General features: G+C 43.5%; 18 protein-coding genes. 1 reads left to right on the top strand and 17 read right to left on the bottom strand.

The window, feature by feature from the left end; all coding sequences use genetic code 11:
• From RBB12_RS11890 to RBB12_RS11820, 15 genes are all read right to left on the bottom strand, one after another.
• Nucleotides 1–1158 (bottom strand): aspartyl protease family protein, encoded by a 1158-nt coding sequence (locus tag RBB12_RS11890; RefSeq protein WP_306014197.1) that lies wholly within the window; start codon nt 1156–1158, stop codon nt 1–3.
• 12 nt (nt 1159–1170) lie between these two features.
• The gene (locus tag RBB12_RS11885; protein WP_306014196.1) at nt 1171–1851 is read right to left on the bottom strand and encodes a hypothetical protein; all 681 of its coding nucleotides are present in this window, start codon (nt 1849–1851) and stop codon (nt 1171–1173) included.
• Between the two features lie 109 nt (nt 1852–1960).
• Nucleotides 1961–2848, bottom strand: coding sequence for a LytR/AlgR family response regulator transcription factor (locus tag RBB12_RS11880; RefSeq protein WP_306014195.1), 888 nt, complete (start codon nt 2846–2848; stop codon nt 1961–1963).
• A gap of 256 nt (nt 2849–3104) precedes the next feature.
• Nucleotides 3105–3758, bottom strand: a complete 654-nt coding sequence (locus RBB12_RS11875; protein WP_306014194.1) for a GDSL-type esterase/lipase family protein — start codon at nt 3756–3758, stop codon at nt 3105–3107.
• A 279-nt stretch (nt 3759–4037) separates the two neighbouring features.
• Nucleotides 4038–4910 carry a sugar phosphate nucleotidyltransferase gene (locus RBB12_RS11870; RefSeq protein WP_306014192.1) on the bottom strand — a complete coding sequence of 291 codons (873 nt, stop codon included), beginning with the start codon at nt 4908–4910 and terminating at the stop codon, nt 4038–4040.
• Between the two features lie 10 nt (nt 4911–4920).
• Nucleotides 4921–6036 (bottom strand): galactokinase family protein, encoded by a 1116-nt coding sequence (locus tag RBB12_RS11865; RefSeq protein ID WP_306014191.1) that lies wholly within the window; start codon nt 6034–6036, stop codon nt 4921–4923.
• 84 nt (nt 6037–6120) lie between these two features.
• On the bottom strand, nt 6121–7479 hold the full coding sequence (locus tag RBB12_RS11860; RefSeq protein ID WP_306014190.1) for a Gfo/Idh/MocA family protein: 1359 nt from the start codon (nt 7477–7479) through the stop codon (nt 6121–6123).
• Between the two features lie 41 nt (nt 7480–7520).
• Nucleotides 7521–8843, bottom strand: coding sequence for a Gfo/Idh/MocA family protein (locus RBB12_RS11855; RefSeq protein ID WP_306014189.1), 1323 nt, complete (start codon nt 8841–8843; stop codon nt 7521–7523).
• Nucleotides 8844–8872: 29 nt separating this feature from the next.
• Nucleotides 8873–9790 (bottom strand): formylglycine-generating enzyme family protein, encoded by a 918-nt coding sequence (locus RBB12_RS11850; RefSeq protein ID WP_293289219.1) that lies wholly within the window; start codon nt 9788–9790, stop codon nt 8873–8875.
• 50 nt (nt 9791–9840) lie between these two features.
• Nucleotides 9841–10773 carry a hydroxypyruvate isomerase family protein gene (locus tag RBB12_RS11845; RefSeq protein WP_306014188.1) on the bottom strand — a complete coding sequence of 311 codons (933 nt, stop codon included), beginning with the start codon at nt 10771–10773 and terminating at the stop codon, nt 9841–9843.
• Nucleotides 10774–10840: 67 nt separating this feature from the next.
• Nucleotides 10841–12376 (bottom strand): sialate O-acetylesterase, encoded by a 1536-nt coding sequence (locus RBB12_RS11840; RefSeq protein WP_306014187.1) that lies wholly within the window; start codon nt 12374–12376, stop codon nt 10841–10843.
• A 140-nt stretch (nt 12377–12516) separates the two neighbouring features.
• Nucleotides 12517–15030 (bottom strand): sodium:solute symporter family transporter, encoded by a 2514-nt coding sequence (locus RBB12_RS11835; protein ID WP_306014186.1) that lies wholly within the window; start codon nt 15028–15030, stop codon nt 12517–12519.
• A 73-nt stretch (nt 15031–15103) separates the two neighbouring features.
• Nucleotides 15104–17194, bottom strand: a complete 2091-nt coding sequence (locus RBB12_RS11830) for a beta-N-acetylhexosaminidase (RefSeq protein WP_306014185.1) — start codon at nt 17192–17194, stop codon at nt 15104–15106.
• Nucleotides 17195–17203: 9 nt separating this feature from the next.
• A complete protein-coding gene (locus RBB12_RS11825) occupies nt 17204–18802 on the bottom strand; it encodes a sialidase family protein (protein ID WP_306014184.1) in 1599 nt (532 codons plus the stop codon).
• Nucleotides 18799–19968 (bottom strand): AGE family epimerase/isomerase, encoded by a 1170-nt coding sequence (locus RBB12_RS11820; RefSeq protein WP_306014183.1) that lies wholly within the window; start codon nt 19966–19968, stop codon nt 18799–18801. The genes RBB12_RS11825 and RBB12_RS11820 overlap by 4 nt, the downstream gene beginning before the upstream one ends.
• A 125-nt stretch (nt 19969–20093) precedes the next feature.
• Here RBB12_RS11820 and RBB12_RS11815 point away from each other — a divergent pair, with 125 nt between their 5' ends.
• Nucleotides 20094–20822, top strand: coding sequence for a FadR/GntR family transcriptional regulator (locus RBB12_RS11815; protein WP_293289233.1), 729 nt, complete (start codon nt 20094–20096; stop codon nt 20820–20822).
• 258 nt (nt 20823–21080) lie between these two features.
• Here RBB12_RS11815 and RBB12_RS11810 read toward each other — a convergent pair whose 3' ends face one another.
• A complete protein-coding gene (locus RBB12_RS11810; RefSeq protein ID WP_306014181.1) occupies nt 21081–22586 on the bottom strand; it encodes a RagB/SusD family nutrient uptake outer membrane protein in 1506 nt (501 codons plus the stop codon).
• 10 nt (nt 22587–22596) lie between these two features.
• Nucleotides 22597–25902, bottom strand: a complete 3306-nt coding sequence (locus RBB12_RS11805; protein ID WP_306014180.1) for a TonB-dependent receptor — start codon at nt 25900–25902, stop codon at nt 22597–22599.
• Between the last annotated feature and the right edge of the window lie 29 nt (nt 25903–25931).

Raw genomic sequence — 25931 nt, 5'->3', positions numbered from 1 at the left:
TTAAAGACTGCTTTTTATGATATTGCCGTTCAACAATATAATGGTGATACTATCTTGGTCGATCAATTTGGAAGCATTCATAAAATAGTCACAATGGGATTTATAGACCTCCCTAGGCCTGAGTCCATTAATGGATTTGAGGGTATCCCCTATTTTTAAGGGTATGTCCTGATGTATACGATTGACCGTCCAAAGGGAATCATTGAATATTCCAGGTATGAACTTTTTGGGTTTGTCCACGACAATGGATGACATTGGAATCAAGGTGATCTTATCGTGGTCGTAATTGAGGTACACCGTGAAATGCTCCAGAACATCATTGCCTAAAAGGGCTTTGTTCAAGGAAGAAAACTCAATGGGAATTTTACTTTTATGGTTTCCCAAAGCGAGTTCTAGAACTTTTACCTCCAAGGTATCAAGATTACTGCCAAATATGCCCGAAGTAGATTGGTCCAAGAAGATCTCGGACTTGGTATCCGTAAAGTATCCGGCATACTTTTTTGGTAAAACCAACCCACCGTTATACCCTAGATCGAACAGCACATTTTTAATTGTCTTACCTGCTACTTGGATTTCAATTTCTGGTATGCCCGATAGAAAACCGGTACTGAAGTCCATAGCATCCTCAAGCCCTACCTTTTCCCCTTCAAAGGTTTCATTTGAGGAATAAAGTCGCTTTCTTTGAAAATCGACTTTCCAGTTTCGGAGTTGGATCAGGTTGGCACCCATAATACCATCCTCGGCCAAACAAGGGCTATAAGAGTCTTGGGCATACACCAATTTTCCGGCAGCTATGTCCTTATAGGCCGTTTGTCCCAATCTGATCGTACGGGCGGAAGTCATTTCCACCTCCCTTGTAACCCCTTGGGCAGTGCCATTGCTTTTGGTAAAAACCGTTGGTAGCTTTAAAGAATCGGCCAACTGCTTTTCAATTTTCGTATAAAACGCCCCCGTATCAAAAATGAAGTGATGGGCTTCTGGGCTGTCCTCTAAAAAAGCATCGACCACGATTATTTTTTTCTTAAACGTAAAGTTTACGCTATCCACATCGGGGCCCATCACATCCGATTTTGCGTTCATGTTGATTTGGGTTACCGTATTACAGCCATGACAACAAGCCACAAGTACGATGTACAGGATTTTCAATTGATATTTCATTCTTGATCAGGGTTACTTTGTTTTACGAAGATGTTGTCGTTCTATTCTCCTTTGCCAAAAAATCAATACGGGAACGCCGATCAAAGACGGCAAGGCAAAGCCCAAAAAGGGATTCATGATATCGTATCGGGTGACCAGGGTAGACAAAAATGCCGTGAGCGTCGCAATATAGCCTCCCATCATATTTCCAATATGGGACAAATACCAATGATAGGCCTTCTTTGGCCTAACAATGAATGGATGCAAGTTGACATAAGAAATCAATAACCCGCCCATTCCAAAACCCATGGATAGCAGGGCACCACCAGAAAGGGGACCATTCTTGAACAGATAATGGACGCCCAAACCAAGAAAGATCAGGTTTGCGATCGTATTTACCACCCCTGCAAACCAGTCGAACCATTTGGGTCGTTGCGCTTTGTGCAGCTTTTTCAACCGTAATATCCGTACCCCACAAAAAACACTATAGTAGCTTAGGAACGCAATCAAAAACAAAAATCTATTGAATGTATAACTTGCCATGGCGATACCGGTCACAAAAACCATCGTCATCGCCAAAACATAGATTCTTCCGGATTTAAGGTGGACCGATTTTCCCTTTTCACTACTTAGGGCAACACCCCCAGTGACCAAGGCAAGGGCACCAACAATAATGTGCAGATACAGCACAAAATCCATCAAAGGCTCAATCATAGTTTGCAGATTTCAGGCAAATATGACATCCGCTCTTAAAAAGAACAGCATGGATTTAGAGGTATGTTATGGGTGGGAAGTATTTGTTATAAATGGGAAGGTCGTTTTCCTAGGAGACCAAAAATGATTCAAGGGCCTTGATTTTGGTTCGGGACACATTAATGGTCTCATCACTGTTTCTCAGTTCCAAACTCAAACCTCTCGCATTGCCATTAATGCTGGTGATATAATTTTTGTTCACGATATATCTATTGTGACATCGAAAAAAGTGTTCCTTGGGCAAAGAATTCTCCACGTTTTTTATCCGTTGCCGAATGACTTTTTTAGCAATCTTAGCATTATGTTGATAGTGAACTTCGATATAATTCCCTTCAGACTTGATAAACATAAGGTCCTCAAATTTGAGCTGTAATGCGATATCATCATTGTCGGATCGGAACAAGACCTTTTCCTCCCCAAGGAAGTGCTCGTTTTTAATGCTTGAGATTTCTTTTTTTAGTTTTTCGGACAATTGGTTTGCCTTTTGAAACTGTCTCTTTTGATAATTTCTCTGCTCAACAAGAATGGATATCACTATTGGGATGATACAGATACCAAAGGTGATTTTCGATGTTCTCAAAAGCACGTTCAACAATAGGTTGGAAGGTGTGACAGCATCGTATTGATACATTACCATCGTGATAAACACAGATGATATCGATAAGATGATCACGGATAATATAAACGCATACAATAGGAACTCTTTACCTATCGTCCAGCTGTCCTCGCCCATATAACTTGGCAACAGTTTTTTTAGGCCCCTGATACCAAAATAAATGGCACCAGCAATGATGAGGGCTATCACCAAAGCAATGACCACCCTTTCAAAAAGGTCTATCGATGAAAATCCCAAGGGCGCCAAAAAAATAATCAATAGGAAGGTGATACTGGAGGGAACCCAAACGCTATAGCGGTTGAATATAAAGGGGTATGGCTTTTTTAAAAAATCAAGTATCATGATGATTCAAAAGTATCAATATAATTTTGATCGTTTTGCTATATACCCTCTCAACTTCCTTATTCCTTAATGTCACTTCCTATCCCAATGCATCCATAACTGACTTTTCACGAAAAGAAGAAAGTTGACCCCCTTGTTATCATGTAGAGGAAACTATCACCTACCTAGGTACTTGTGGCAGCTATTTCTTTGTAACCAATTGAAGTATGATACTTTTCTATGAAATGGCCTACATACTGTTTAAAAAATGGTTGTCTTATAGATAAGGCCTTAATAATAAAGCCCATAAGCGATAACCCATCGCCGATAAATGCAATCCGTCATTGGTGTACTGTATATCCAATCTTCCATTTTCATCCAAAAAATGCGGGTACAGATCTATAAGGTTTACTTTTTTTTGTTTAGTCATTTTTCGAAGATACCTGTTGATCTTTAAAATATGTGAAGCCTTGTTATAATGGTTCATAAACCGTTTAAAAGTTCCATTCACTGGCAGCAGGGTCTGAACATATATCTGGGTAGACGGGGATTCCTTTTGAATCCGATCGATTATGATACTATAGTTTCTTAGGATAATATCATTGGAAATGTTTCTGGCCAAATCATTAATCCCCAGCAAGATGAATATTTTTGCCGGTTTACCCTCAGTAATTTCGTCCAAGCGTTCTAGCACACCGTAAGTCGTGTCACCCGATATCCCACGATTCACAGCATTGTCAATATCCAGTAATTCGTTCCATTGCGTTCCTGCCGTTATACTGTTACCTAAAAAAATAATATCACGAGTGTTATTCGGGAACATTCTAAATTGGGCGACCTTGTCCCTGAAACCACTCGGTCTCCCGAGACTATCCACATTGGTGTTTTGCTGGGCATGGATACCGAAGTTGAAGCCAACAAAACACATCATACATATGATGTTGGGTTTAAAATTATCTCTTACTCTTACCATTTGACCATAAATTTGTTTTTGTATTTAGACTACACATGTTATTAAGCATTACCATGATAGAATGGACTTACTAAATTCCGTGGCTTTTCCTAAACCCGATGATGCCACGTGTCTATTTGGTTAATTTCGAAGTTAACTCAAGTAAATCTAGATGCATGGGCATTCCCGGATATCGTGACCATACTCCAATAAATGAAACCATGATTTTATTTTTTAATGGGAGCGCTTTGATGGGCCTTAATACCAATCCATTTTTGAATAATGTTTCTTTAGGTATTTTTTCACCTCTACTATGTCACTTTTGGCAGTTAAGTCGGGAACATGCTCGGACAAGGGGATAGCTTTCATTTCCCCTGGAAATTCCACAAGCATGTTCAGCAATGCTGTTGGCAATTCCTTTTCGTTGCGTATCGGATGGACAGGACAGTGCTTCAGAAAAGGAAAAAGCTTTTCACCGTCAAATGTAAAAATGTTCATACTCACCCTAAGTTTACCAAGGTTGTCTTTGTATTTATCTACCTCATCACTTTTTGGTTTTTCGATAATATCAATCAAATTAGAATCATCATCCATTTTGACCAGCGCAAAGCGTGAAATACGTTCCGAATCAAATTCAAGCGCATCACGATCATATGCAATTAGGGCTTGTGAGGATTTCGTATGGCGTATCCTATCAAACGCTCTTATGGAATATAGATTATCGCTATTGCATACGCTAAAACGCAACTTCTTCAATTCAGGGTACTGCTCCATAGCTTGGTAAAGGGCATCAGCGGTCCCGAATGGCTTTTCTCTACCAGATGGGATGGCTTGTATAGCGAATACTACTTCGAGTCCGTGAAACCCATCGTTTCCCCCATAAAACTCTTGGAACAACTCCCCTTTTTCGCCAATGACGATATAAACTTTTTGATATCCAGCTTTTTTGGCATTATACAGCACATAATCCAACATAGGACGTCCATCTGCACCTAAACCAATCAAGCCTTTACTCCGTTCGTTAGCCTGTTGTAGTTCTTCTGGGCTCAATATGGATAGGTTCCGTACATTTTTCTTCATTCTTGAAGAAGCCCCTCCAGCCAGTATAACCAGACTATTTAGCGATTTCATGTTACTCTGTTTAATTGTTTATTTTTTTTACTCTAGCACCTGGATCCACTTGAACCGTAAAGGCGTCCTTGGCACCTACCGCCCTTATGGATGCAATAACAGTATCTTCTTTGTCCTCAGGAGAAAGAACCACAATACACCCTCCCCTTCCTGAGCCAACGATTTTCGCCCCATAAGCGCCTGCTTCAAGGGCAGCATCCACCATATTATCTATTAAGGGAACAGTTATGTTCAAATAATCCCGTAGTATCCCATGATGCTCCAACATCAGAGCACCTATTTTTTTCAAATCAAGTGTAGGTCTCCTGAATTCCAACAATGCCTCCCTTGTAATGCTATGATTGCGGACTGCGGCCACAAAGAAGACCTGTAAGTCTTCGGGCACATAAGCAAGGAAACTCCCTATATTTTCAATACTCACCTTACTCAAGTCAAATTCCTTAAGGTATTTTTTAATGGTCAAAACAGACAATTGTGCCTTATCCCTCAATTCACGAAGAACTCCTGAAGTATCTTTTGGAATGCCCGATACTCCGACAATAAGGCCTGGAATAAACTTCTCAAATGTCTCGTAGTACAAGGGGGTACCGGTTTCCAGATAAATCACATGTCCCAGACCAATACTGTATTGGTCCATTTTACCGCCCGGCATGCCATGATAAACCACTTCTGCCTGATAGGCCATCTCAGCTACAAATTTGGGTGTAACGGGCACATCACAACCAAAGGAAGTGATCAAAAATTCCACCCAAGCTACCACGAGTGCACTTGAGCTTGAAGTTCCGGCATTGATAGGAATGTTACCCGTAATAACAATATCATATCCTTGGTCAGGATAACAACCATAATCTGCCAGCAAGTCTATGGCAGCTATAAAAAAATCATCTTTTTCCACAGTAATGATGCCCTTATTCAAATCAATGCTTCTTTTCTCTCCAATGTCGGGTTGATCAATGTTCAAAAGACAGTTTGCATTTTTTTTGGCCTTTAATGTGATATGTCTGCTTATGGCACAGGCTATCACAGGTAGTTCCAAATAATCCTGATGGTCACCAAATAGACAAGTCCGTCCAGGAACCTTTACGATAATCGTCTCTTTATCCTTTGTACTAATAGTTCCCTTCATTACTGCTTCTTATGTTCCATAGTGATAGGAATGATGTCAAGTGACCGCCAAATGAATTTGTACCAAATCTTTAGACTGTGCATATCAATACTTCCCATTCATCCAATCGAACGATTTTCTTTTAATCCATTGGCCCCGAGTAAAATCAGGAAAGTCTTGGGATTCACCATTGTTGGCAATGGATGCCTCAGAGAGGGGGGTGACGGCACTCCAAGCTGCGGCATCATAAACATCCAAGGGAGGTGCAATGTTCGCCTTAACACTTTCTATAAACGCATTCATCACAAAAAAATCCATCCCTCCATGTCCGGCATCCTGGGCCATATCCCCATATGTTTTCCACAAGGGATGATCATAATCCTTTAACCATGAATCCGCCTGGTCCCATTGGTGTGGGTCCGATTGACCCTCCACATAGATTCTATTACCATCCACTTCCCAAAGGCCCTTGGCACCCTGTACCCTAAAGCCCAAAGAATATGGTCTTGGTAGATTACAATCATGGGTAATGATTATCGTCTCGCCATGGGCAGTTTCCAGAGTGGATGTGATAACATCCCCCTGTTTAAACTTTACCTTGGCATTGGGATGTTCCTCCCCACCGACCTGAACAACATAATTGTGCAAGCCTATCCCCTTGGTGGCATGAGAGGTCATGGAAACCAATCTGTTTCCTCGATTAACATCAGCCATTACAGCTATTGGACCAAGCCCATGGGTGGGATAAACATCTGCATTTCTTTTGACCGAATGTATGGTACGCCATTTGGACTCTGAAACTCCTTTTTCACCAAACTCAGCTCCCTTTCTATAAGCAGTATTACCGTCGTTGAACTTCACATGTCTTAAATCATGCTGGTATCCACAACGAAAATGAACCAGTTCACCAAAAATCTGTTTTTTTACCATATGAAGCACTGCCATTACATCACGCCGATAGTTCACATTTTCAAGAATCATCATATGCGTGCCAGTTCGTTCATGGGTGTTTACTAGATCCCAGCACTCTTCGAGCGTGTTCGCCGCTGAGACTTCTACTCCAGCATATTTGCCAGCCTCCATTGCATCGACTGTCATGCGGGTATGCCATAGCCAAGGTGTTGATATGACAACGGCATCCAATTCTTTTATGTCCAGTAGATTTCTATAATCATAGGGGTTGCTTCCAAAGGATTTGGGCTTTTTTTTACCCACCTTGGCTATCAAATCTTCGGCAATGGCAATTCGGCTTGCATCAATATCACATATAGCGGAAATATGGACATCATCACGCTTCAACAAATTGGAAAGGTGGGTCGTTCCCCTAAGCCCTACACCAATCAATCCGATATTGATCTTACTTTTGGATATTTTATTTATCGCGCCAAGGGCGAAGCTGGGCGCCAAGGCCAAGGCAGTGCCCAGTATGGAGGTATTTTGGACAAATCTTCTTCTTGAATTCATATCAGTAAATCTTGTTGTAACTTATTATCAGTATTCTGGCATTAAAGAACTTTGGCCTGGCCTGGTACTGGAACAGGATAATTGCCGTTTGCATCAGGTTTCGTTGGGGTTGGTGAATCCCAACTCAACTGCTCAGGCATAAGCTGAAGTTCCGAAGCCAAAGCCTCTTCCCAGCCAATGACCTTACCACTATAAGTGGCCATTCGCCCCATAATAGCCGTCATCGTGCTTTTGGCCCCATTGAAGGCATCATTTATTACACCCTTGTTCCGGATGGAGGCAAATAGTTCATTATGTTCCTCCTGATATGGGTTATGACCTTTTGAGTTTTCTATGGATCGTATTTCTTTGCCGTTCACATCGTAAATTTTGGCAGCACCGGCGTCTCGTGTATCGACCTTCCCATTGGTCAGTTGGAATGCTTCACCCACACGATACATGGTGTTGGGCTGGTGCCTACATTGACTTGAAATCACCGCTCCGCTTGGATAGGTGAACTCCACGAAGTGGTGGTCGTAAATCTCACCATGATCCGGTCCTTTTCTGACCATTCGACCACCCATTCCTTGCGCTGAAACTGGATATTCCCCGATAAACCAATTGGCAATGTCAATATTATGAATATGTTGTTCCAGAATATGGTCGCCACAGACCCAGTTGAAGTAATACCAATTTCTCATTTGGTACTCCATCTCCGACTGCCCAGGCTGTCTAGGGCGCACCCAAACGCCTGAACTGTTCCAATAGACCTGCCCAGACATAATTTTTCCCAATTCACCACTTTTAATCAATGAGTTCACTTTGATGTAGTTTTCCTGATAGTGGCGTTGTAGGCCAACCACGACATTCAGTCTCTTGGATTCTGCCAATTTGGCCATTTCCAATACCTTACGGATACCTGGTGCGTCCGTGGCAACAGGTTTTTCCATGAACACATGTTTGTCGTTTTCTATGGCATAGGCGAAATGATAGGGCCTAAATCCAGGAGGGGTGGCCAAGATTACTACATCGGCGAGCTCAATAGCCTTTTTATACCCATCAAAGCCAACAAATTTATGTTTGTCCTTAACCTTTATTTTTCCAGTATCCTTATATTTTTCATATAAATGGCCATAGCTTGAATTCAACTGATCTTCAAAGAGATCGGCCATAGCCACCAATTGTACATGATCATCGGCCTCTAAAGCCTGATTTGCAGCACCTGTCCCACGTCCGCCACAACCCACAAGGGCAATTTTCAACTTTTTCTCGTTAAACACATTGACCATCCCGTGTCCGTGTATCGATGGCAACAGTATTGCACCTGAGGCCATGGATGCGTTCTTGATGAATGTTCTTCTAGATTTGTTGTTTGTTCTGTCCATATGTATATTCTTTTGGTGTGTTCTAATTTTTAATCCAATCCGTTGTCGCTCCAATATGCGTTCATCTCCTCCTTAGGTGGAACCTCTTTTGGGCGAACTACCCTAAAACCAACAAACGCTGCATCCGTAAACCACCATTTACTGCGTGGAAACTGTGGATCTCTTTCTTTCCATATAGGTTTAGAATCCAATCGGGAGGCACTTCGCAATTGCTCCGGACCATCTTTGAACGAACCTCCCCTGAGCACAATGGGATATTCAGTGACCACTGGTTCAAAAGGCAGTATTGTATTTTGATAGCCATCCGCTTTGTATTGATCTAAGGTCCATTCGGCCACATTACCATACATATCATAAAGCCCCCAGGGATTGGGCTTCTTTTTGCCTACCGGGTGATATGTGTCATTACTATTGTTTTGGAACCATGCAAAGCCACCCAACTGTGAGATATCCGTCCCAAAATGATAAGGGTCTACGCTTCCCGCTCTTGCCGCATACTCCCATTCAGCTTCAGTGGGCAATCGATAGTATCTTCCAGTAATTGCAGAAAGCCATTGACAAAATGCAGAAGCAGCCCTTTGTGTAACATTCACCGCTGGATAATCCTTTTCCCTGCCCATGCCCAAGCTCATGTCGACATATGGGGTAGTTGCTCCGGATATACCATCAATGTCAAGTTGAACCTCTTCCCCTTTGGTTTTGTGGTCAAGATGGTCAATCGCCCTTTCCACAAAGAGATTGTATAGCTCCCAGGTAACTTCAAATTTTGACATCCAGAACCCATCCACCTGTATTTCGCGAACTGGGCCTTCATCAAGGTCTCGGCCGATTTCATCAGCTTTGCTCCCCATTAGAAAGCTTCCCTGTGGGATCGATACCATTTCTAGGGTCGCTGTAGATCCGGGGAGAGTTTCCGTGTAAGATTCTTGTCCATGTATTATGAGCATACCTAGCCATATACAACCGACAGTTCCAATGATTTTTTTTATTTTTTCCATTAAAAAGAGTCACTTTTTAGATACGCTTCGATTACGGCTTGCTCGCCTTCGATCCCGGGTCTGGAATTCCCGTGCTCCATTCCGACGATGCCCTTGAAACCTTTACCATGTATATGCTTGAACACATTTAGATAATTGATTTCCCCGGTGGTAGGCTCCTTCCTACCTGGATTGTCACCAACCTGAAAATAGGCAATCTCATCCCATGATGCATCCATATTTGGAATCAAGTTTCCTTCCTGTATTTGTTGGTGGTAAATATCAAAAAGGATCTTACAGGACGGACTGTCCACAGCCTTGCATATTTCATAGGCTTGGGGGCTTTCGGTGAGGAACAGTCCGGGATGGTCCCTAAAATTCAGGGGCTCCAAGACCATGGTCAGACCATGGGGCTCCAACAATGCACTGGCCTGTTTGAGGGATTCCACCACATGGGCCGTTTGATATCCTCTGCTCAAACGTAGGTCCACATGTCCGGGCACTACCGTCATCCATTGGGCATTGACGCGTTTGGCAATCTCAAGGGACCCCTTGATTTCTTCCAAGAATTTTTCCCGAAGCGCCAAATCTCCATTGGTAAGGTTAGGTTTGTTCCATGAGATTTCGTGGGCCACGAACACCCCCATTTTCAAACCAAGCTTTTCCATGGTACTTGCCATTTTTTCCTGTAATATTAAGGAGCGACCCTTCATCCCGTTATCCTCGAATGCCGTAAAGCCCATATCGGCCATGAAATGCAATTGATCGATAGGGTCTTTTCCTGCAGAGGCTCCGAACATTCCCAAATGTGGTGCGTAATTCAGCTTAAATTGGGCAGGTATGTTGGACAATTTGCTATCCGTCGCATTGCGCTGGGCAAAAAGTCCTGGTACCCCGAGTCCTAATGCTCCCGAAAGCATCACATTGTCCTTCACAAAATTTCTTCGGTTCATATTTCAATATTGATTTAAGGTTTTCAGTATCATTGTCTTGATTATGCCCAGCAATTCAGCAGATTCATTATTGATTTGAGGTTACAGGCATACGAAAGGTAGATGTTGGTAATTGTGCAGCATTCACCAAATTGCCACGGCTCCATGCCTGCCACCCATAGTATAAATATTTGGGACTCTCTTGGACCCGAATCACCACCTTTCCATGTTGTATTTCTGCATGAACAGGATTTAGGCCATCCACGGAGAATCCATGTACTTCCATCCCATCATTGCTGGCAAGTCCTTCCCCATATGCAAACGTTACCATTAATCGCCCCTTATTGAACTCCACTTTTTGGACCAAGGGCCCCGATGGCACAGTATCCCGATTGTACGTTTTGAACAAGGCCCATCGAGCCAAACGTTCGCCCACCGCTTTTTTATTTCTGGGATGTACATCATTTTTGGCCCCAATGTCCGATGTAACGGCCATTCCCCCATTGGTGATCATGGATAATAGTTTTCTTTGCTCGTTGCGGAATTGGGGCCATAGATGCGCATCATAATTCACCGTATCTATCGAGGACAATTGTGCCCAGTAAAATGGCAATTGTGCATCCTTCCATCCAATCCTATAATCATTAACCATCAATGCTTGAAGATCAGCATATTCCTTTACCCTCTCTTCTTCTTGCGCGTTGCTTTCCCCTTGATACCAAATAATACCTTTTATAGGTAATGGGAACAAGGACTTCACCCCAGCTTCATATGCAAATCCTGGTTTATAGGCATGATTAGGGCCTAACGTATCCTCAGGTACCGATTTCGCCTCTTCAAGGTTCTGTTTGCCCCTTTCACGGACCCATATTGGCAAATGGTCATTGTATAGCCAATTGTCGGTTACCTTGGGCTTATATTTTTGGGATTCCGACAGTGAACCCGTACTGATGAAAGTTTCCAATGGTGCCCCTCCGATAGCTAAATTGATCAAGCCAATGGGCACCCCTGTGGTATGCAGGATTGCTTGACCGAAATAGTAGCCGACGGCACTCATATCCTTTGCCGTTTTTGGATTGCTAGCTTCCCAGTGACCCTGATAGAAACTTTGTGTGTTCAACCTTCTTACGATTGAATCTCCAAAAATTTCGTTGTACACATTTTTTCCTGCGTAGGTGGGATTGTAAAAACGAAACAATCTTTGGTTAGTTTTATTCACTTCCTCAGCGTAGTGCAATTCCTTTTCTAGTGGCCATTCCATATTGGATTGCCCGAGACAAAGCCAAATATCCCCAATCAGTACATTTTTCAATGAACATTGTTCCCCTGCATGTCGTATCGTTAAAGACCGCCCAGTAGTATCTGCTTCCCGAGGGTCAAAGGATATACGCCACGATCTGTCATATTTGACCACATCGGATTTGGTTTCTCCATTAAATGTAACCTCAACGGTCTCCTTCGGCTTTCCCCAACCCCAGATATGAATGGGTTTGTTGCGCTGTAAAACCATGTTATCCGTAAATATGGAAGGAAGTTTTAATTGTGCGCTTGCAACCGGGATTCCGCATTGGATGAAAAGTCCAATAACGAATAATGCAATTTTTAATTTAGTTTTTACTTTCATTCTTATGTAGAAAAATTAAGCATTTCAAAGGGATACACATCATTGTAACAATAGCACAAGACCCATCGTAGGATACCGACCTTATTCTCATTACATCAGGTACTACACATGGCAAAGCTTTATGGCAGGCATATGCCAATTTATCCATTAGTTTTTTTGAACAGAAGGCTAAAAATGTACCCAAACCCATAACAGGAGACAACCCCAAAGAAGGCATACATCAAAAAGCTTATCTCGGTATAAACGCTGATGTACCAAATAAGTACGGCACTGGCAAACAACCCCAACAATGTACCTTTGGCATTGGCCTTTTTTGTAAGCATGCCCAACAAGAACATGCCACCCAAACCTCCTGTAAATAGTCCGAGATACCTATAAAATTCATCCCAGAGCGATTTTATGTTGGAGTTGGCCATCCAAAGTGCGAGCAACATCCCGATAAGCCCCGTAAGTACCGTAACTATTCTTGCTATACGCAATAATCGTTTATCGGCCACCTCTTGATTGAACCGTTTGTAAAAATCGTTGCAAAAGGCTGTGGAAACCGAGTTTAGACTACTGCTAATGCTACTCATGGCCGCAGAAAAAATGCCTGCTACCAAAAGACCCGATACCCCAACCGGTAATTCCTTTACAATATACATGGGAAAAATAGCGTCGTTATTGGAAATGGTTGGAGACAAACGTTCCGGAAATTCAGAGTAAAAAACAAACAATAATGTTCCCAGACCAAAGAAAATGATACTGGCCGGTAACGTTAAAACAGCATTGGTATACAAAGTTTTTTGGGAGTTCTTTACATCTGTACTGGTCAGGTACCTCTGGACTATGGTCTGGTCCGTTCCTTGTGTCACCATTGCCGAGGCAAGTCCGCCAATGGTCACGACCCAAAAGGTGGATTTAGTGAAATCAAAATCCATATTGGCAACATTGAACTTGTGTTTTTCAGAAGCATAACTAATCATATCCCCAAATGAACTATCGGTGTGCAGCATGATCCATACTACCGCCAGCACGCTTCCTCCCAATAATACGACCACCTGTAACACATCCGTCCAGATAACCGCCTCAATTCCACCAAATGCCGTATATGCGATACAAAGCAAGCTCATGATCAATATACTGATCTCCACTGGAATACCTGTTACTATGGATATGGCCAAAGAGGGCAACAAAAGCACAATACCGATACGTCCCAATTGAAATAAGATAAAGGACAGACTACCGAAGGCCCGAGCCGCATAATTAAAACGGTCCTCTAAAAACTCGTAGGCCGTAGTGATTTTCAATCGATTAAAAAAAGGTATGAAAACCAAGGAAATCAATGGTGTAATGGCAATGGCCGCCATATTCAACATAAAAAAGGACCAATCGGTAACAAATGCCTTTGCTGGAATAGCCATAAAGGTAATCGCGCTGAGCAAAGTGCCAAAAACACTTAGCCCACTGGCCCACCATGGTATACGCCCTCCACCTACAAAATAATCGTTGGTCGACTTTTGTTTATATGAAAAATAAACTCCTATGAGCAATGATAGCATGAGGTATCCGAACAATACGACATAGTTGATAGTACCAAAGGGTTTCACCGCCTCCCCTTCCGTAATTTTTTGAACGACATTAGTCCGGACACCCGGTGAAACTTCACCAGAAACAACGACCACATCCTCTTCTTGCTCAAAAGCAAGTGCGGTGACAGGCAAGGGCCTGGGCAGGGAATCATAAACGAACCACTTTCCTGTAATGGTGTTGTATGATAAGACCTTGTTTGAAAACCCGGGATGATTATTTAAAATATCGTCCCGTTCCTGCACCATTTTTTTTAATAGGGAGTCGTTCTTTTCCATTTGCATCTCCAATGCCATATTTTCGAGCCGATTGAAAAGTATCTCATCGGAACCACCATAAACCAAAATGTGCATAGACCCCATGGCCCTTGCATAAGCGCCCATCAAGACCAACGGCGTATTGTTTATTTTCACTTCCCCTACTTTACTCCAGCTTCCTTGCTGCAGGTCATATGCCAAAAATGCGGTGAGTGGAACTGATTTTTTACCAGTTTCTTGATTTCTGCCGCCGATGACGAATAATTTTCTGGAGTGCTGGGTATCCTGTATCGCTGCCACATGCAGAGCTCTTGGTTCCCCCGGAAAGTCCGATAACCGTTCCCAAGATTTTGTATCAAGGGACAACCTGTAAAAGGAATTCGTGGTGGCATTGGTATTTTTCCCCCCGACTACATACACATATCCATTATCCAGCACTGCGGAGGAATAGGCCAATGGTTCGGGCAGGTCGGGATACTCAGTTAGGGTTACAGATTTTCTTTCAGTATCTATCTGCAATAGTAGAACTTGATCTGTGCTTCCCTGTGCATTCTCACCGCCAACTAACAAAATACCTTCAGGCAAAACAACACTTGCACCATAAGCCAGTGGCTTAGGTAATTTGGTTGTCGCCCTGTTCCATTGCCCACCATCTAAATAATAAATGGCATCACTCCATACCTTGGAACCACCTTCCCAAGGAAGTCCATTGGGAAAATTGGCCCCACCGGCAGCAATCAGGACACCTTCCTGTTCACCACCCATCATTCCTGCAAAGCCATTGCCGACATCAAGATCTGAACCTATTATGGGGGGCAGCGAATCCAAAACCAGTTTTTGTTGATTTTGCCCGGTACAAATACATGTGACACAACATAGGACAATACATAATATAAACCGTTTAATTGTCATTTCGCTCTGCTTTGGTAGTTAATCTAAATTCTAATTCTTTAGCCTCTTTAACACCTTGCTGTGTTTGCAAAATAGGTATACAGGTAAACATCCATTTCCACGAAGGCTCATCAAAAGGCACCTTCAAGAGTATAGTGTTCCATCCTTTCCGCAACGGGATTTTGGTCGGTTCACGATAAAAGTAATCTTCATCAATAAAGGGAACCTCGTCCGATTTCACCGGAAAGTCTGGTTGCCTCCATTTTGGAGGGGCTATACTATTTCCGTTCACCCATATTTTTGGTTGGGTATGATGCCATGACCCCTGTTTGGGAAAAGGGCCTCCTCGACGTCCCCCGGAACGCGACCATCCATGAAATCCTATCCAAAAATCCTGTTTGCGCACATCGGGTGAATATATTTGGGTCGTGGCGTAAAAAGTTCCGCGCTCTGCATCCGTTATCGAAGGAAATCCAAAAAAGTGCTTCAAATGAATAGTTCCCCCCATATAAGGGCCTTTCCAACTATACGGATGACCATCGATCAAGTAGCTTTCCTTGATTTCCGTTTCGATTGGAAAAGATGTCGAAACATCACCATTATGATCAAAAGGCCCTATGATCTGCCATGGTACATGGGTTTGGGAAACATAAGGAAATTCTTTGCTCGAAAAGAACAGATCACGGTGCATGATCACTTTTTCCTCCAAGCTTTGAAAGGCCTTGAATCCATCCGAATCGACTTCTGGAAGGATGGTCCAATACAGTTGGTCATAGTCTGGCCTTCCGTTCCAAATAGCATCAGAATAAAAAACGATGGATGGGTAGACGGGGTTCTGGCGTAAAATATCACGCTCTTTGGACACAGCATTATCAGGCCATGCACACAAGATACCACCCAGGGCCATAGCATCGCCACCTTTTTGGACGCCAGGCTGTTGAAAAAACAACCTTACCATTCCAGCCAAAGGGTCCAAATGGTTGATATAATTGGCTCTAGAGTCAATAAATTGCCTCCCTTTGGATGGAGGGTGCTGTGCCCATAATTGCTGTACGGTGACAATATCATTGTCCAGTTCAATTCCTTCTTTCCATGTGATAACCTTTCGATTGTTTTTCTGGATAAAAAGGGCAATAGTCTCTATAAACGCGTGCGGAACCTCCTCGGCCCTATTTCTTACCTCATCGGTGCCCATGTGTATATAGGGCATCTCATTGGCATCAGCAAGCGACATAAGCTCATCGAATAAATCCAAAAGAATGGCCAACACCTCTGGGTTACTCATTTTTTGGAAACCAAAGGCCCTGCGGAACGCCTCCGTATGACCGGGAATATCAAATTCCGGAATGACAGTGATGTTCCGCGCTTTACAAAAAGCCAAAATCTCCTTGAAATCCTCTTGCGAATAATACTGGCCCACATCCCTGGAAAAGGCACCGTCCGATTGCAATTGTGGATATTTAAGACTTTCCAATCTCCATCCTGGGTTATCGGTTAAATGCCAATGAAAAATGTTGTACTTGTAATTGGCCAGTACCTCAATCTGTTCTTTCAATTGGTCTACAGATTGAAAATTTCTTCCGGTATCGTGCATAAAGCCCCTGACCGCAAATGAGGGCCAGTCCGTAATCGTAACCATAGGTAAATGTGCGGCCCCATCCAATTTTCGAAACAATTGTTTTAAGGTTGCGATAGCATAATAAGCACCTTTCCTCGATGGTGCGGAAATCGTCACCACAGTATCTATTCTTAAATTATAGGCCTCATCGTTTGGTCCAAGGGAACTATTTCTTTGCAGTGTTATGGCTAAACCCGCTGTTTCATATGGAACCCCCTTTCCCTCTAAAAAGTCCTGAAGGAACCTTCCCGTATCCTTGGTAAAATCATTGGATTGTATGGAGAACCCATTAAAACTGACCCTTCCGTCCCCGTATTTGATATCCTTTGGAGTGGGTATAATAGGGTATTCGCTTTCCAGTTCTATTTCCATGGACTGTGAATAACCTTCACCTATGATTGCAAAAAAAAGGAAGCCTACCATACCGATCACGTACTGTATTTTGGTACAAATAGGAATGATGTATACTATAAGTATCTTCATTTTAATAGGTTAGGACCCAATCAACTCGTTCAAGGGGATTTTTTGAAAATATAGCTCCTTTTTTCCTTCATAAAGAATCCCCAAATAGTTGTCATCGATTATGGAAAGACATGAATATCCGTAAGTATCATCGGCATATAGTTCTATTTGGTTGCTCTCAGGCCAGGTCATTCCCAGATCAAAACTGGTTTTAATGGTGATGTGGTTACGACGGGTCTTGGAGTCTGGATTCGAAAAAAACAAAACCTTTCCTCGTTCAGGATGCTCATATGAAACGATACTCGCCATACAATTGGGTTCGATCAAGGCCTTTCGGGAGCTTGGATGTTCCACCCAAGTTTTACCCATGTCTCGGCTTACGGCCACAGATCGACCGTTCAAACTGTCCTTTCTATTGGCCCTATTACGGTCATCACGCATATTGAGCATTAGGGTTCCTTTGGATATTTGCACCACCTGTGCTTCGGTGGTCTCCGATTTGGCACCGGTACCCACTTTCCAGGATTGCCCCCCATCCTTACTGTAAATAATTGTTGAATGTGGAATCCGGTCCTTATCCTTAAACTGCGCAGGAAATACCAAGGTACCGTTGTCCATGGTAATACCCGCCCCTGGACCGTTAAAGAACAGTTGCCATTCAGGATTTTTTGTCGTCTCGGTAATATTGATTGGGGATGACCACGTCAAACCATCGTCCTCACTTTTTACCAGCATGAGCTGACCGGTTTTTTCCTCGGACAATCCGGGCTGGGAAGCATTCCATGCGCGCTCTCCTGGATATCCATGAAGCCAAAGGGCTGCCACCCAAATGGTATTGGTCGCTCGGTCCACGAGAACTGCTGGATCACCTATACCATTTTCATCTTCCGGCAGGCCATTGAATTCCCCCATATCCATGATTACCTTCATCGGTTCCCAAGTTGCTCCGCCATCCGTACTACGGCTCATCCCTACATCGATATTTTCTTGCAGATCTACAGGGTCATTATAGCGATTATCGTAAACAGCGATCAAAGTCCCGTTATTTGTGGTCGCCATTCCAGGTATACGATAGGTATCGATACCATCCTGACCCTGTTGTCTCAGCGCAATACCCAAACGCTGTGGTTGGGAAACCGCCTCCATTTGAACTGCAAGCTGGGAACCATCGGAAAATAGGACATTCAATAATTGTACATCGATTTTCCCTATTAAATTAGGCTGCTCGTTTACGCGAACCGCAAGCCAGAAGTATTGTTTGCCTTCGGTTAAGGACTGAATTCCACTAATGGAAAATGATTCCGCCAGATTTTTCGTTTTTTGGACCACCGATGCCTTCCCAAAATCATCCTCATCATGATAATGCAGTGTTGCTTCCACCAAGTCACCTATGTTAGTGGTCCCCTCCAAGGAGAATTCGAATTCCTCGACACTCAGTGTATCGGAAAGTTCAGGTACAGTCAGTTCCACCTTTAGTACTTGATTGTTATCTTTTCCTACCAAAACAGGCAAGATAGGTTGCTGTGCCTTTGCTTTGATGATATAGTTTTGTTTGTCACTGCATGAAAATGACGATAGAACAACAAGGACACTCAACGATAATTTGGATATAAGACGGAATAGATTCATTGTAGGGTATTTTTATTTTCGATTGTTTCAAATGCTTTCCAGCATTGATAAAGGGCACGTGGAACATGAAAACAGCCTTTCCATTTACCTCCCTTTAATGTTAAATGTGGGTATCCCTGACGATTTAAGTAACCGAACCATTCCCCATGTTCAGGGTCGGGAAAACGGCTCCAAGTGTACTGATGGACCTTTTCATACCATGCCCATATTTTGGGACATTCCGTGAGCTGGTACATTTTGGCCAATGCCACCAAAGCCTCTAGATGCACCCACCATAATTTTTGATCGTGTTCCAACTGTTGCGGTGGATGCCCCTTGGCATCCATAAAGTAAAAAATTCCACCGTATTGGTCGTCCCAACCATAGTCAAGAAGTCGTAATACGGTCTCTTTGGAAGTAGTCATCAAATCCACATCCTTTCTTCGGGACGCTATATCCGCTATAAACCACATGGCCTCCAAACCGTGGCCTGGATTGATCAACCGTCCCTCAAACGAATCGTTCAACGATCCGTCAAGATTGACATTTTCATAAATGAGGCCTGTCTCTTTTTTTAAGAACGTTCCCATTACCTCATCCACACAGGCATCCAAGGTGAGCTCCACCTGATCGGACGGCAGCACGTGTTCCAATTCCAGTACCAAGTTGGACAATATCATGGGCAGGGTGAAATTTTTAAGCGCTCTTGTCCCAGTACCCTTTTCATATTTTCCTTTGGGGCTATCCCTTCTTTCCAGAATATTCTGGTATGTTTTCTCAGCAATTTTCCCAGCTTCGCCATCCCCCGTTGCTTTGGCGTATTGGGCAAAAGCCATGGCAGCAAAACAATCAGAGAATATATTATAGGGCTGTACCAAGGGCTGTCCATCCGAAGTCAATGAAAAGTAGAAATTACCCTGTGGGTCCTTCCCAAACCTTTGAAGGAAGTCGATACCGGCTTTGGAAATGTCAAGCCATTTTTCATTTGGCTCCACGGTATTGTAGAGCATGGCAAATAACCAAGCCTGTCTTCCCTGTAGCCAAACGAATTTATCAGTATCATAAACCTTACCGAATCGATCAAGACAGGTAAAGTACCCCCCATGGGCAGGGTCAAGGGAATACTTTTCCCAAAATGGAAGGACATCCGTCAACAGAGCTGTTTTGTAAATTGAAGAATATTTCATATTATGTATGACATAATACAAATATACATAAATTTTCAATATATTTGTACTCCTCCTTAAAAGGAATTATGTTTATTTGCCAGCATTGGCATCCAAGATGCGCTAAGGCAGCAATTCGTTAATCTATGAAGCAGTTAAAGAAATTAAAGCCGGTCGATACCCTTTCACTTGTAGACAAAGTTGAATTGAGCTTACTGGAGTTTTTCAAAGTGAACGAGATGGGTCCAGGCGATCCCATCCCCAAGGAATTGGATTTTGCCAAGAGCCTAGGTGTCAGTAGAACTGTTGTTCGGGAAGCGCTGCTGCGGTTAAGGACGCTTGGACTCATCGAATCCAAAAAACATCGGGGCATGATATTGAAGCAGCCCGACATTATCAATAATTTTGAACGCATCATGGACCCGACCCTTTTGGGCACGGAAACCTTAAAAAATCTGTTCGAACTACGTTTGATCTTGGAGATGGGTATGGCGGATTTTCTCTTCGAGCACAAGACGGACAAAGACATTGATGAACTGGAGGCCATAGTTGAAGAGGAAGAGGCCACTGATACGGGCAAGGTTCGATTTTCTTTGGACAAAGAAATTGCCTTCCACGGCAAGCTCTATCAAATTTCAAAAAATGACACCCTACAACGGTTCCAAGGTTTATTGTTACCTGTTTTTGAGTACGTTTACCTAAGGGATACCGAAAACCGTGATTTGGATGAATACCATTACACCAAGGGTACGTTTGTAACGCACCGAATGCTTCTGGACAATTTAAAAATAGGATCACCCGAAACATTTCGAAATGCCATGAGACGCCATCTAGAACCACATTTTGATCATATTTTTAAATACGAAAAAAAGTAAGCTTTCGTCCTCATGCAGTTATCAACATAATTCGTCATTACCGGATTTAACATGCTGTTTACCAAGTGATGGACGCACAACACCAACTGTTATTGGTGAAGGTTACTTCCCTTTCTGTGGAGGTTCTAGCGAAATCATCCTATCCCACCTCTTTTTACGCGCTCTATTTCGCCACGAAAAAAGGCCCGATACAATCGGACCTCCTTCTCTTGAATCAAATAACTAAACTAACTAACTCAAATCATTTCGCGTACCTTTTTATTCCCAACCAGGGGTTTGGTCCAATAACGGATTACGCCCGATCATGTCGTCAGAAATTGGTAATAACAACTTGTACTCATCTCCTGGGTTAAGGAAACTGATATTGTCAATGACAAAATCGTCGCCCGCACGCCTAAGGTCCCACCAGCGCTTTCCTTCGGCTACAAACTCCTTGTAACGTTCGGTCAAGATTGCGTTGGTATTGGCAACTTGTGTACCATTTGAATAAGCGTGAATATTGGGATCGTAATCTTCACCATAGGCCCTTTGGCGAATTTGATTGATTTCCCCTGAAGGATCTTCCCCTAAGTAATTTTTGGCCTCTGCCAACAGTAACAGTACATCGGCATATCTATACAAGGGTACATCATTTTCAAATATTCGCTCGGTAGCGTCTACCCTTCCCAAAAATTTGTTCAATATGGAACCAAAGTAAGTAGGCTCGTTGTACATGGCATATCCTGCACCACCATTGTCATCGGTGTATAACTGGATAAATGTCGCCTTCTTTCTGTCGTCCGCATTGTCATCCAATAGCAGGATGGTCTTTTCGGATGGTCCATAACGATTCGCACCTGCAATGATAAAATCGCTCATGGATTCGCCATCAGCATTGAACTGCGGATTGATTTCCGTCGTCCTTCCCGTAAAACTGTTGTAAATATTGGAAGCTTCGTCCCGTTGATATTGCAAAGCAAATATGAATTCATTATTTCCTTCATTGGCCACACCCCATAACTCATCAATACTTGGGGCCAGTCCAATACCAATGGGAGCTATCTGCTCCAACGCATCCTTGGCCGTAGTAAAGTCGGCGCTACCACCTCCCATCAAATTTCCGGACCATATATATACATCCCCCTTGAGAGCCAAGGTCGCGGCCTTGCTCCAAAAGTTTCTATTGCCTTCCCAGAAAGTAGTATCTGAGCCAAATGCGGCCAATGAGGCCTCAATGTCCGATTTTACCTGGTCCATTACCTCAGCCTGAGTAGATCTTTCCCTACTCAACCCGTTGGGGTCCACAGTGGACAAAGGTTCCAAGATAATCGGCACATCGCCCCAGGTCTTTAATAAGGTATAGTAATAAAATGCCCTCAAGCCATAGGCTTGACCCAATAAATGGTCTTTGTCCGATTCGTTGATGAACTCCACATTGGGTACATTGGCCAAGAAGTCGTTTACCCGATGTATCTGGGTGTAAAACCCGGCCCATCCTCCAAACGGAGCGGTTGCCTGGGTAAAACTGGATTCGATCAAGGCTAGGTTGGAAGGGGACTCATACGTTCGTCCGCCCCATACATCACTTCGTATTTCACCGAGCAGCCACAAGTCTGCGGCTTCCCCGCGCAAGCTGGCAAATAGGCCGGTATGGGCGGTTCTTGCACCTTCCTCTGTATCCCAAAAACCTCCGGTAGTCAGTTCACTCGGTGCGTCCAGCTCCAATTCGCTTTCACAGGAATAGAAGCTTATTATTGCTGTTAGAATATATATATACTTTTTCATCACTCTAATTTTAAAATGTTACATTAAGTCCGATAGTTATCGTCTTTGGCACCGGAAATTCTCCGTACTGCACCCCTCCAACCTCTGGTGTATCACCACTCATGCTCTTAAAGTAATGCAAGTTGGTTCCCGTAAGGTTTAGGCTCAATCTTTTGATTACATCACCAAAATAGGCTGATGGAAAATCATAGCGGAGCGTCACCTCCCTCAAGGCCAGGTAATCCCCTTTCTCCCAAAACTGTTCATTAGCTTCGGTCTGCAGGCTGGCAACGCTTTCATTACCCCTCCATACGTTCTTGGTTCCGTTCACAAAAACAAATCGGGGCCAGTCCGTATCGGTGTTGTCCGGTGTCCATGAATCAAGCACTTCCACCGGTTGTGCCAAGTTCCCTTGTGTCTGTCCATATCCCTTGTTACGAATATGGTTCCAAACCAAATGTCCGGTAGCAAAATCCGTTTGCACAAATAGACTGAAGTTTTTGTAGGTCACGCTAGTGTTAAAGCCCCCAACAAAATCAGGAGTTGTACGACCGATGACCTTTCTATCCAGGTTATTGATAATCCCATCTCCATTTTGATCGACCCACTTGACATCACCCGCCCATCGCTGGTTCCTACTTGCGGCAGGAGCAAATTCGTCCGTAATGGCATTGTCTGCATCCGCTTCAGCTTGATTGGCATAGATACGCTCTTGTTCAAAAGCAACGATAAGGTCGCCACCAAAACGTTGGCCTTCCTGCAAACCGCCGACCCATTCTTCTTGGCCGGTTGACGGATTCCAAATCAAGCTGCCCCCCTGTCGGTTTCGCTCATTATCGTTTTCGGGCAAAGCAACCACATAGTTTCTATTTCTGGTGAACGTTGCCCCCATATTCCAAGTAAAGTCTTCCTTTCGAATGATATCACCATTGACCTGAAGTTCAAAACCTCTGTTCCTATAGGTACCGTTATTGGTCAGTATACCACTGAACCCAGTATAGTAAGGCAATGTCAGACTGGCCAATTTATCCTTGATATCCCTGGTATAGACGTCTGCAATAAGGGACAATCTGCTATCAAATAGGGAGACATCCAATCCAACATTGAAGGTGGTGGCCTTTTCCCATTTTAGGTCAAGCGTGGCCAAACTGGTATTGGCGTATCCCGTCTGTCCGTTATACACACCTTGGGAACCATAGGAACCATAGACTCCATAGTTGCTCAATACATCTTGGTTACCATTCACACCATAACTAAGCCTTGGCTTAAATGTAGTTAACACCTTTTCCAATCCCCAATCCTGGAAAAACGATTCATTGTGGGCGTTCCAACCAAAGGAAACCCCTGGGAAGAATCCGTACTTGTTATTGCCAAGTCTGGAAGAACCATCGTTTCTAAAGGTAAAACCGAATAAATACCTATTATCATAATCGTACAGCAATCTACCGAAAGTGGAGGTAATCACATATTCGGTTTCAAAGCTAAATGGTATACCATTGGCCTCGGCACCTGCATTGAGGGTCTCGATCAAATCGGTAGGGGAATTACGTGTGCCTGCAGATGTTCGAAAGAAGTTATCCTTAAAATATTCTGCCCCGATCAAGGCATTTACATTGTGTCGTCCAAATCGTTTGGTGTAGTTCAGCGTACCGGTATACTGATTCCTCAGCGTCCTATCCAGACTTACCGAAGCCTCTCTTGCCGTGCGCAATGGGCCATCTGTACTTCCTGTCCTAAAGGCCCGGTTAAAGCTTTCGTTATGGTTGTTGATTGCAAAATGACTACCTGTCAAAGACAAGGTCAAATCGTCAATGATGTCCCATTCCAGCCCTACGGAAAGCTGCAAACGCTGCTCCAGATTTTTACGAACAAATTTGTCCTGATAATACAATGGATTACCAAATCCTTGATTTTGCCCTACAGCAAACTGATCAGAAAAGGTACCATCAGGATTGCTATCAAACGTCCGTGCTGTGGGAGCCTGTCCTTGAAATCTTCTAAATACAGTGTCCTCACTGCCCAAAGGGCTTAAATTTAAATTAGAGTGCGAGTACAGGATATTCGAGTTAACCTCAACTCGATCTGTTACCTTGTAAGATCCGCTAAATTTGCCGGAATACCTCTTAAAACCAGAACCTAAGATAAGCCCTTGGTTATCAAGAAGCCCCAATCCCATATAATAAGTTCCTTTCTCGTTGCCCCCATCAAAAGAGAGGTAATGGTCTTTGGATTCACTGTTTTGATAGATGCGGTCACCAACGCCCTTGTTATCAAAAAATAGTATTTGTTGTGCAGGATTCAATATATCCGGTATCGCACGCCATCCGGGCTGATCTAGCAAATATTGATTGTCCGCTGTCAACAATTGGGTCGTAAATGGATCATTGGTCGTATTGTTTCCAGTTCCCGCACTTTGATTGGCATCCAAAAACGCACCGAAAGCACCTGGGTTATTCGTTGCCTCCCTGAACCAGGCTATGGACTGTCTATTGTAATTGATGTGATCCGCAGCTCCCAGATATTGTTGGTCGTTACGCTCTTCGTTGATGCTGTAACGGTATTTATAATTAATGGAAGACCTTCCTGCCTTACCCTTTTTGGTGGTTATCAAGATAACACCATTGGCCGACCTTGCCCCATAAATGGCTGTTGCCGCGGCGTCTTTAAGAACTTCCATCGATTCGATATCATCCGAATTGAGGGCAAAAAAGGAACTTGGCACACCATCTACCAATATGAGTGGCGAATCACTTCCATCGAAGTTGGTTCCGCCCCGGAGTACTACTTGTGGTGTAGCTCCAGGTTGCCCAGTGGTATTGGTCACCCTAAGTCCGGCTACCGTACCCTGCAAAGCTGTGGCAGGATTAGATCGCGTGGCACTTTCCAGTACTTTGGTATCCAATTTGGCCACAGAAGAGGTAAGGGTGGAACGTGATTGACTACCATAACCCGTTACAACAACCTCATCCAAGACCGCTGTACTTTGGGACAGCATGACATCAATAACCGTTTGGTCGGTTATCTCCACTTCTTGCGCGGTAAATCCGATATAACTGAATACCAAGACGTCCCCAGTGGCAGCTTCAATGGAATAATTTCCATCAAAATCCGTTTGTGCACCATTGGTGGTACCCTTTACCAATACAGTGGCACCCGGAAGTGGTATCCCTTCTTGATCTGTGACAGTACCGGTGATTTGGCTTGACTGCGCGTAAACCGAAACTGCAAATACATTCAGCAACAGGGCTAATACGAACAGGACCGAAGTCCTATTCATGCCCAAGGCCCTTATCGGACCCGATGCCTTATTCTTTTCAGCATTCTTTGAGAGTTTCATAGATGTAATAGTTTGATTAATTAAGTGTT

Origin of the sequence: Allomuricauda sp. MMSF_3307, assembly GCF_030733585.1 — a bacterium.
Classification (GTDB): domain Bacteria; phylum Bacteroidota; class Bacteroidia; order Flavobacteriales; family Flavobacteriaceae; genus Flagellimonas.
Note: the sequence above shows the minus strand (reverse complement) of the source record. Positions and strands in the feature narration are given on the sequence as shown.

What these genes read in the sequence shown, in the direction of transcription:
- RBB12_RS11890 (WP_306014197.1), bottom strand. Translation starts at nt 1,158, where the DNA reads ATGAAATATCAATTGAAAATCCTGTACATCGTACTTGTGGCTTGTTGT.
- RBB12_RS11885 (WP_306014196.1), bottom strand. Translation starts at nt 1,851, where the DNA reads ATGATTGAGCCTTTGATGGATTTTGTGCTGTATCTGCACATTATTGTT.
- RBB12_RS11880 (WP_306014195.1), bottom strand. Translation starts at nt 2,848, where the DNA reads ATGATACTTGATTTTTTAAAAAAGCCATACCCCTTTATATTCAACCGC.
- RBB12_RS11875 (WP_306014194.1), bottom strand. Translation starts at nt 3,758, where the DNA reads ATGATGTGTTTTGTTGGCTTCAACTTCGGTATCCATGCCCAGCAAAAC.
- RBB12_RS11870 (WP_306014192.1), bottom strand. Translation starts at nt 4,910, where the DNA reads ATGAAATCGCTAAATAGTCTGGTTATACTGGCTGGAGGGGCTTCTTCA.
- RBB12_RS11865 (WP_306014191.1), bottom strand. Translation starts at nt 6,036, where the DNA reads ATGAAGGGAACTATTAGTACAAAGGATAAAGAGACGATTATCGTAAAG.
- RBB12_RS11860 (WP_306014190.1), bottom strand. Translation starts at nt 7,479, where the DNA reads ATGAATTCAAGAAGAAGATTTGTCCAAAATACCTCCATACTGGGCACT.
- RBB12_RS11855 (WP_306014189.1), bottom strand. Translation starts at nt 8,843, where the DNA reads ATGGACAGAACAAACAACAAATCTAGAAGAACATTCATCAAGAACGCA.
- RBB12_RS11850 (WP_293289219.1), bottom strand. Translation starts at nt 9,790, where the DNA reads ATGCTCATAATACATGGACAAGAATCTTACACGGAAACTCTCCCCGGA.
- RBB12_RS11845 (WP_306014188.1), bottom strand. Translation starts at nt 10,773, where the DNA reads ATGAACCGAAGAAATTTTGTGAAGGACAATGTGATGCTTTCGGGAGCA.
- RBB12_RS11840 (WP_306014187.1), bottom strand. Translation starts at nt 12,376, where the DNA reads ATGAAAGTAAAAACTAAATTAAAAATTGCATTATTCGTTATTGGACTT.
- RBB12_RS11830 (WP_306014185.1), bottom strand. Translation starts at nt 17,194, where the DNA reads ATGAAGATACTTATAGTATACATCATTCCTATTTGTACCAAAATACAG.
- RBB12_RS11825 (WP_306014184.1), bottom strand. Translation starts at nt 18,802, where the DNA reads ATGAATCTATTCCGTCTTATATCCAAATTATCGTTGAGTGTCCTTGTT.
- RBB12_RS11820 (WP_306014183.1), bottom strand. Translation starts at nt 19,968, where the DNA reads ATGAAATATTCTTCAATTTACAAAACAGCTCTGTTGACGGATGTCCTT.
- RBB12_RS11815 (WP_293289233.1), top strand. Translation starts at nt 20,094, where the DNA reads ATGAAGCAGTTAAAGAAATTAAAGCCGGTCGATACCCTTTCACTTGTA.
- RBB12_RS11810 (WP_306014181.1), bottom strand. Translation starts at nt 22,586, where the DNA reads ATGAAAAAGTATATATATATTCTAACAGCAATAATAAGCTTCTATTCC.
- RBB12_RS11805 (WP_306014180.1), bottom strand. Translation starts at nt 25,902, where the DNA reads ATGAAACTCTCAAAGAATGCTGAAAAGAATAAGGCATCGGGTCCGATA.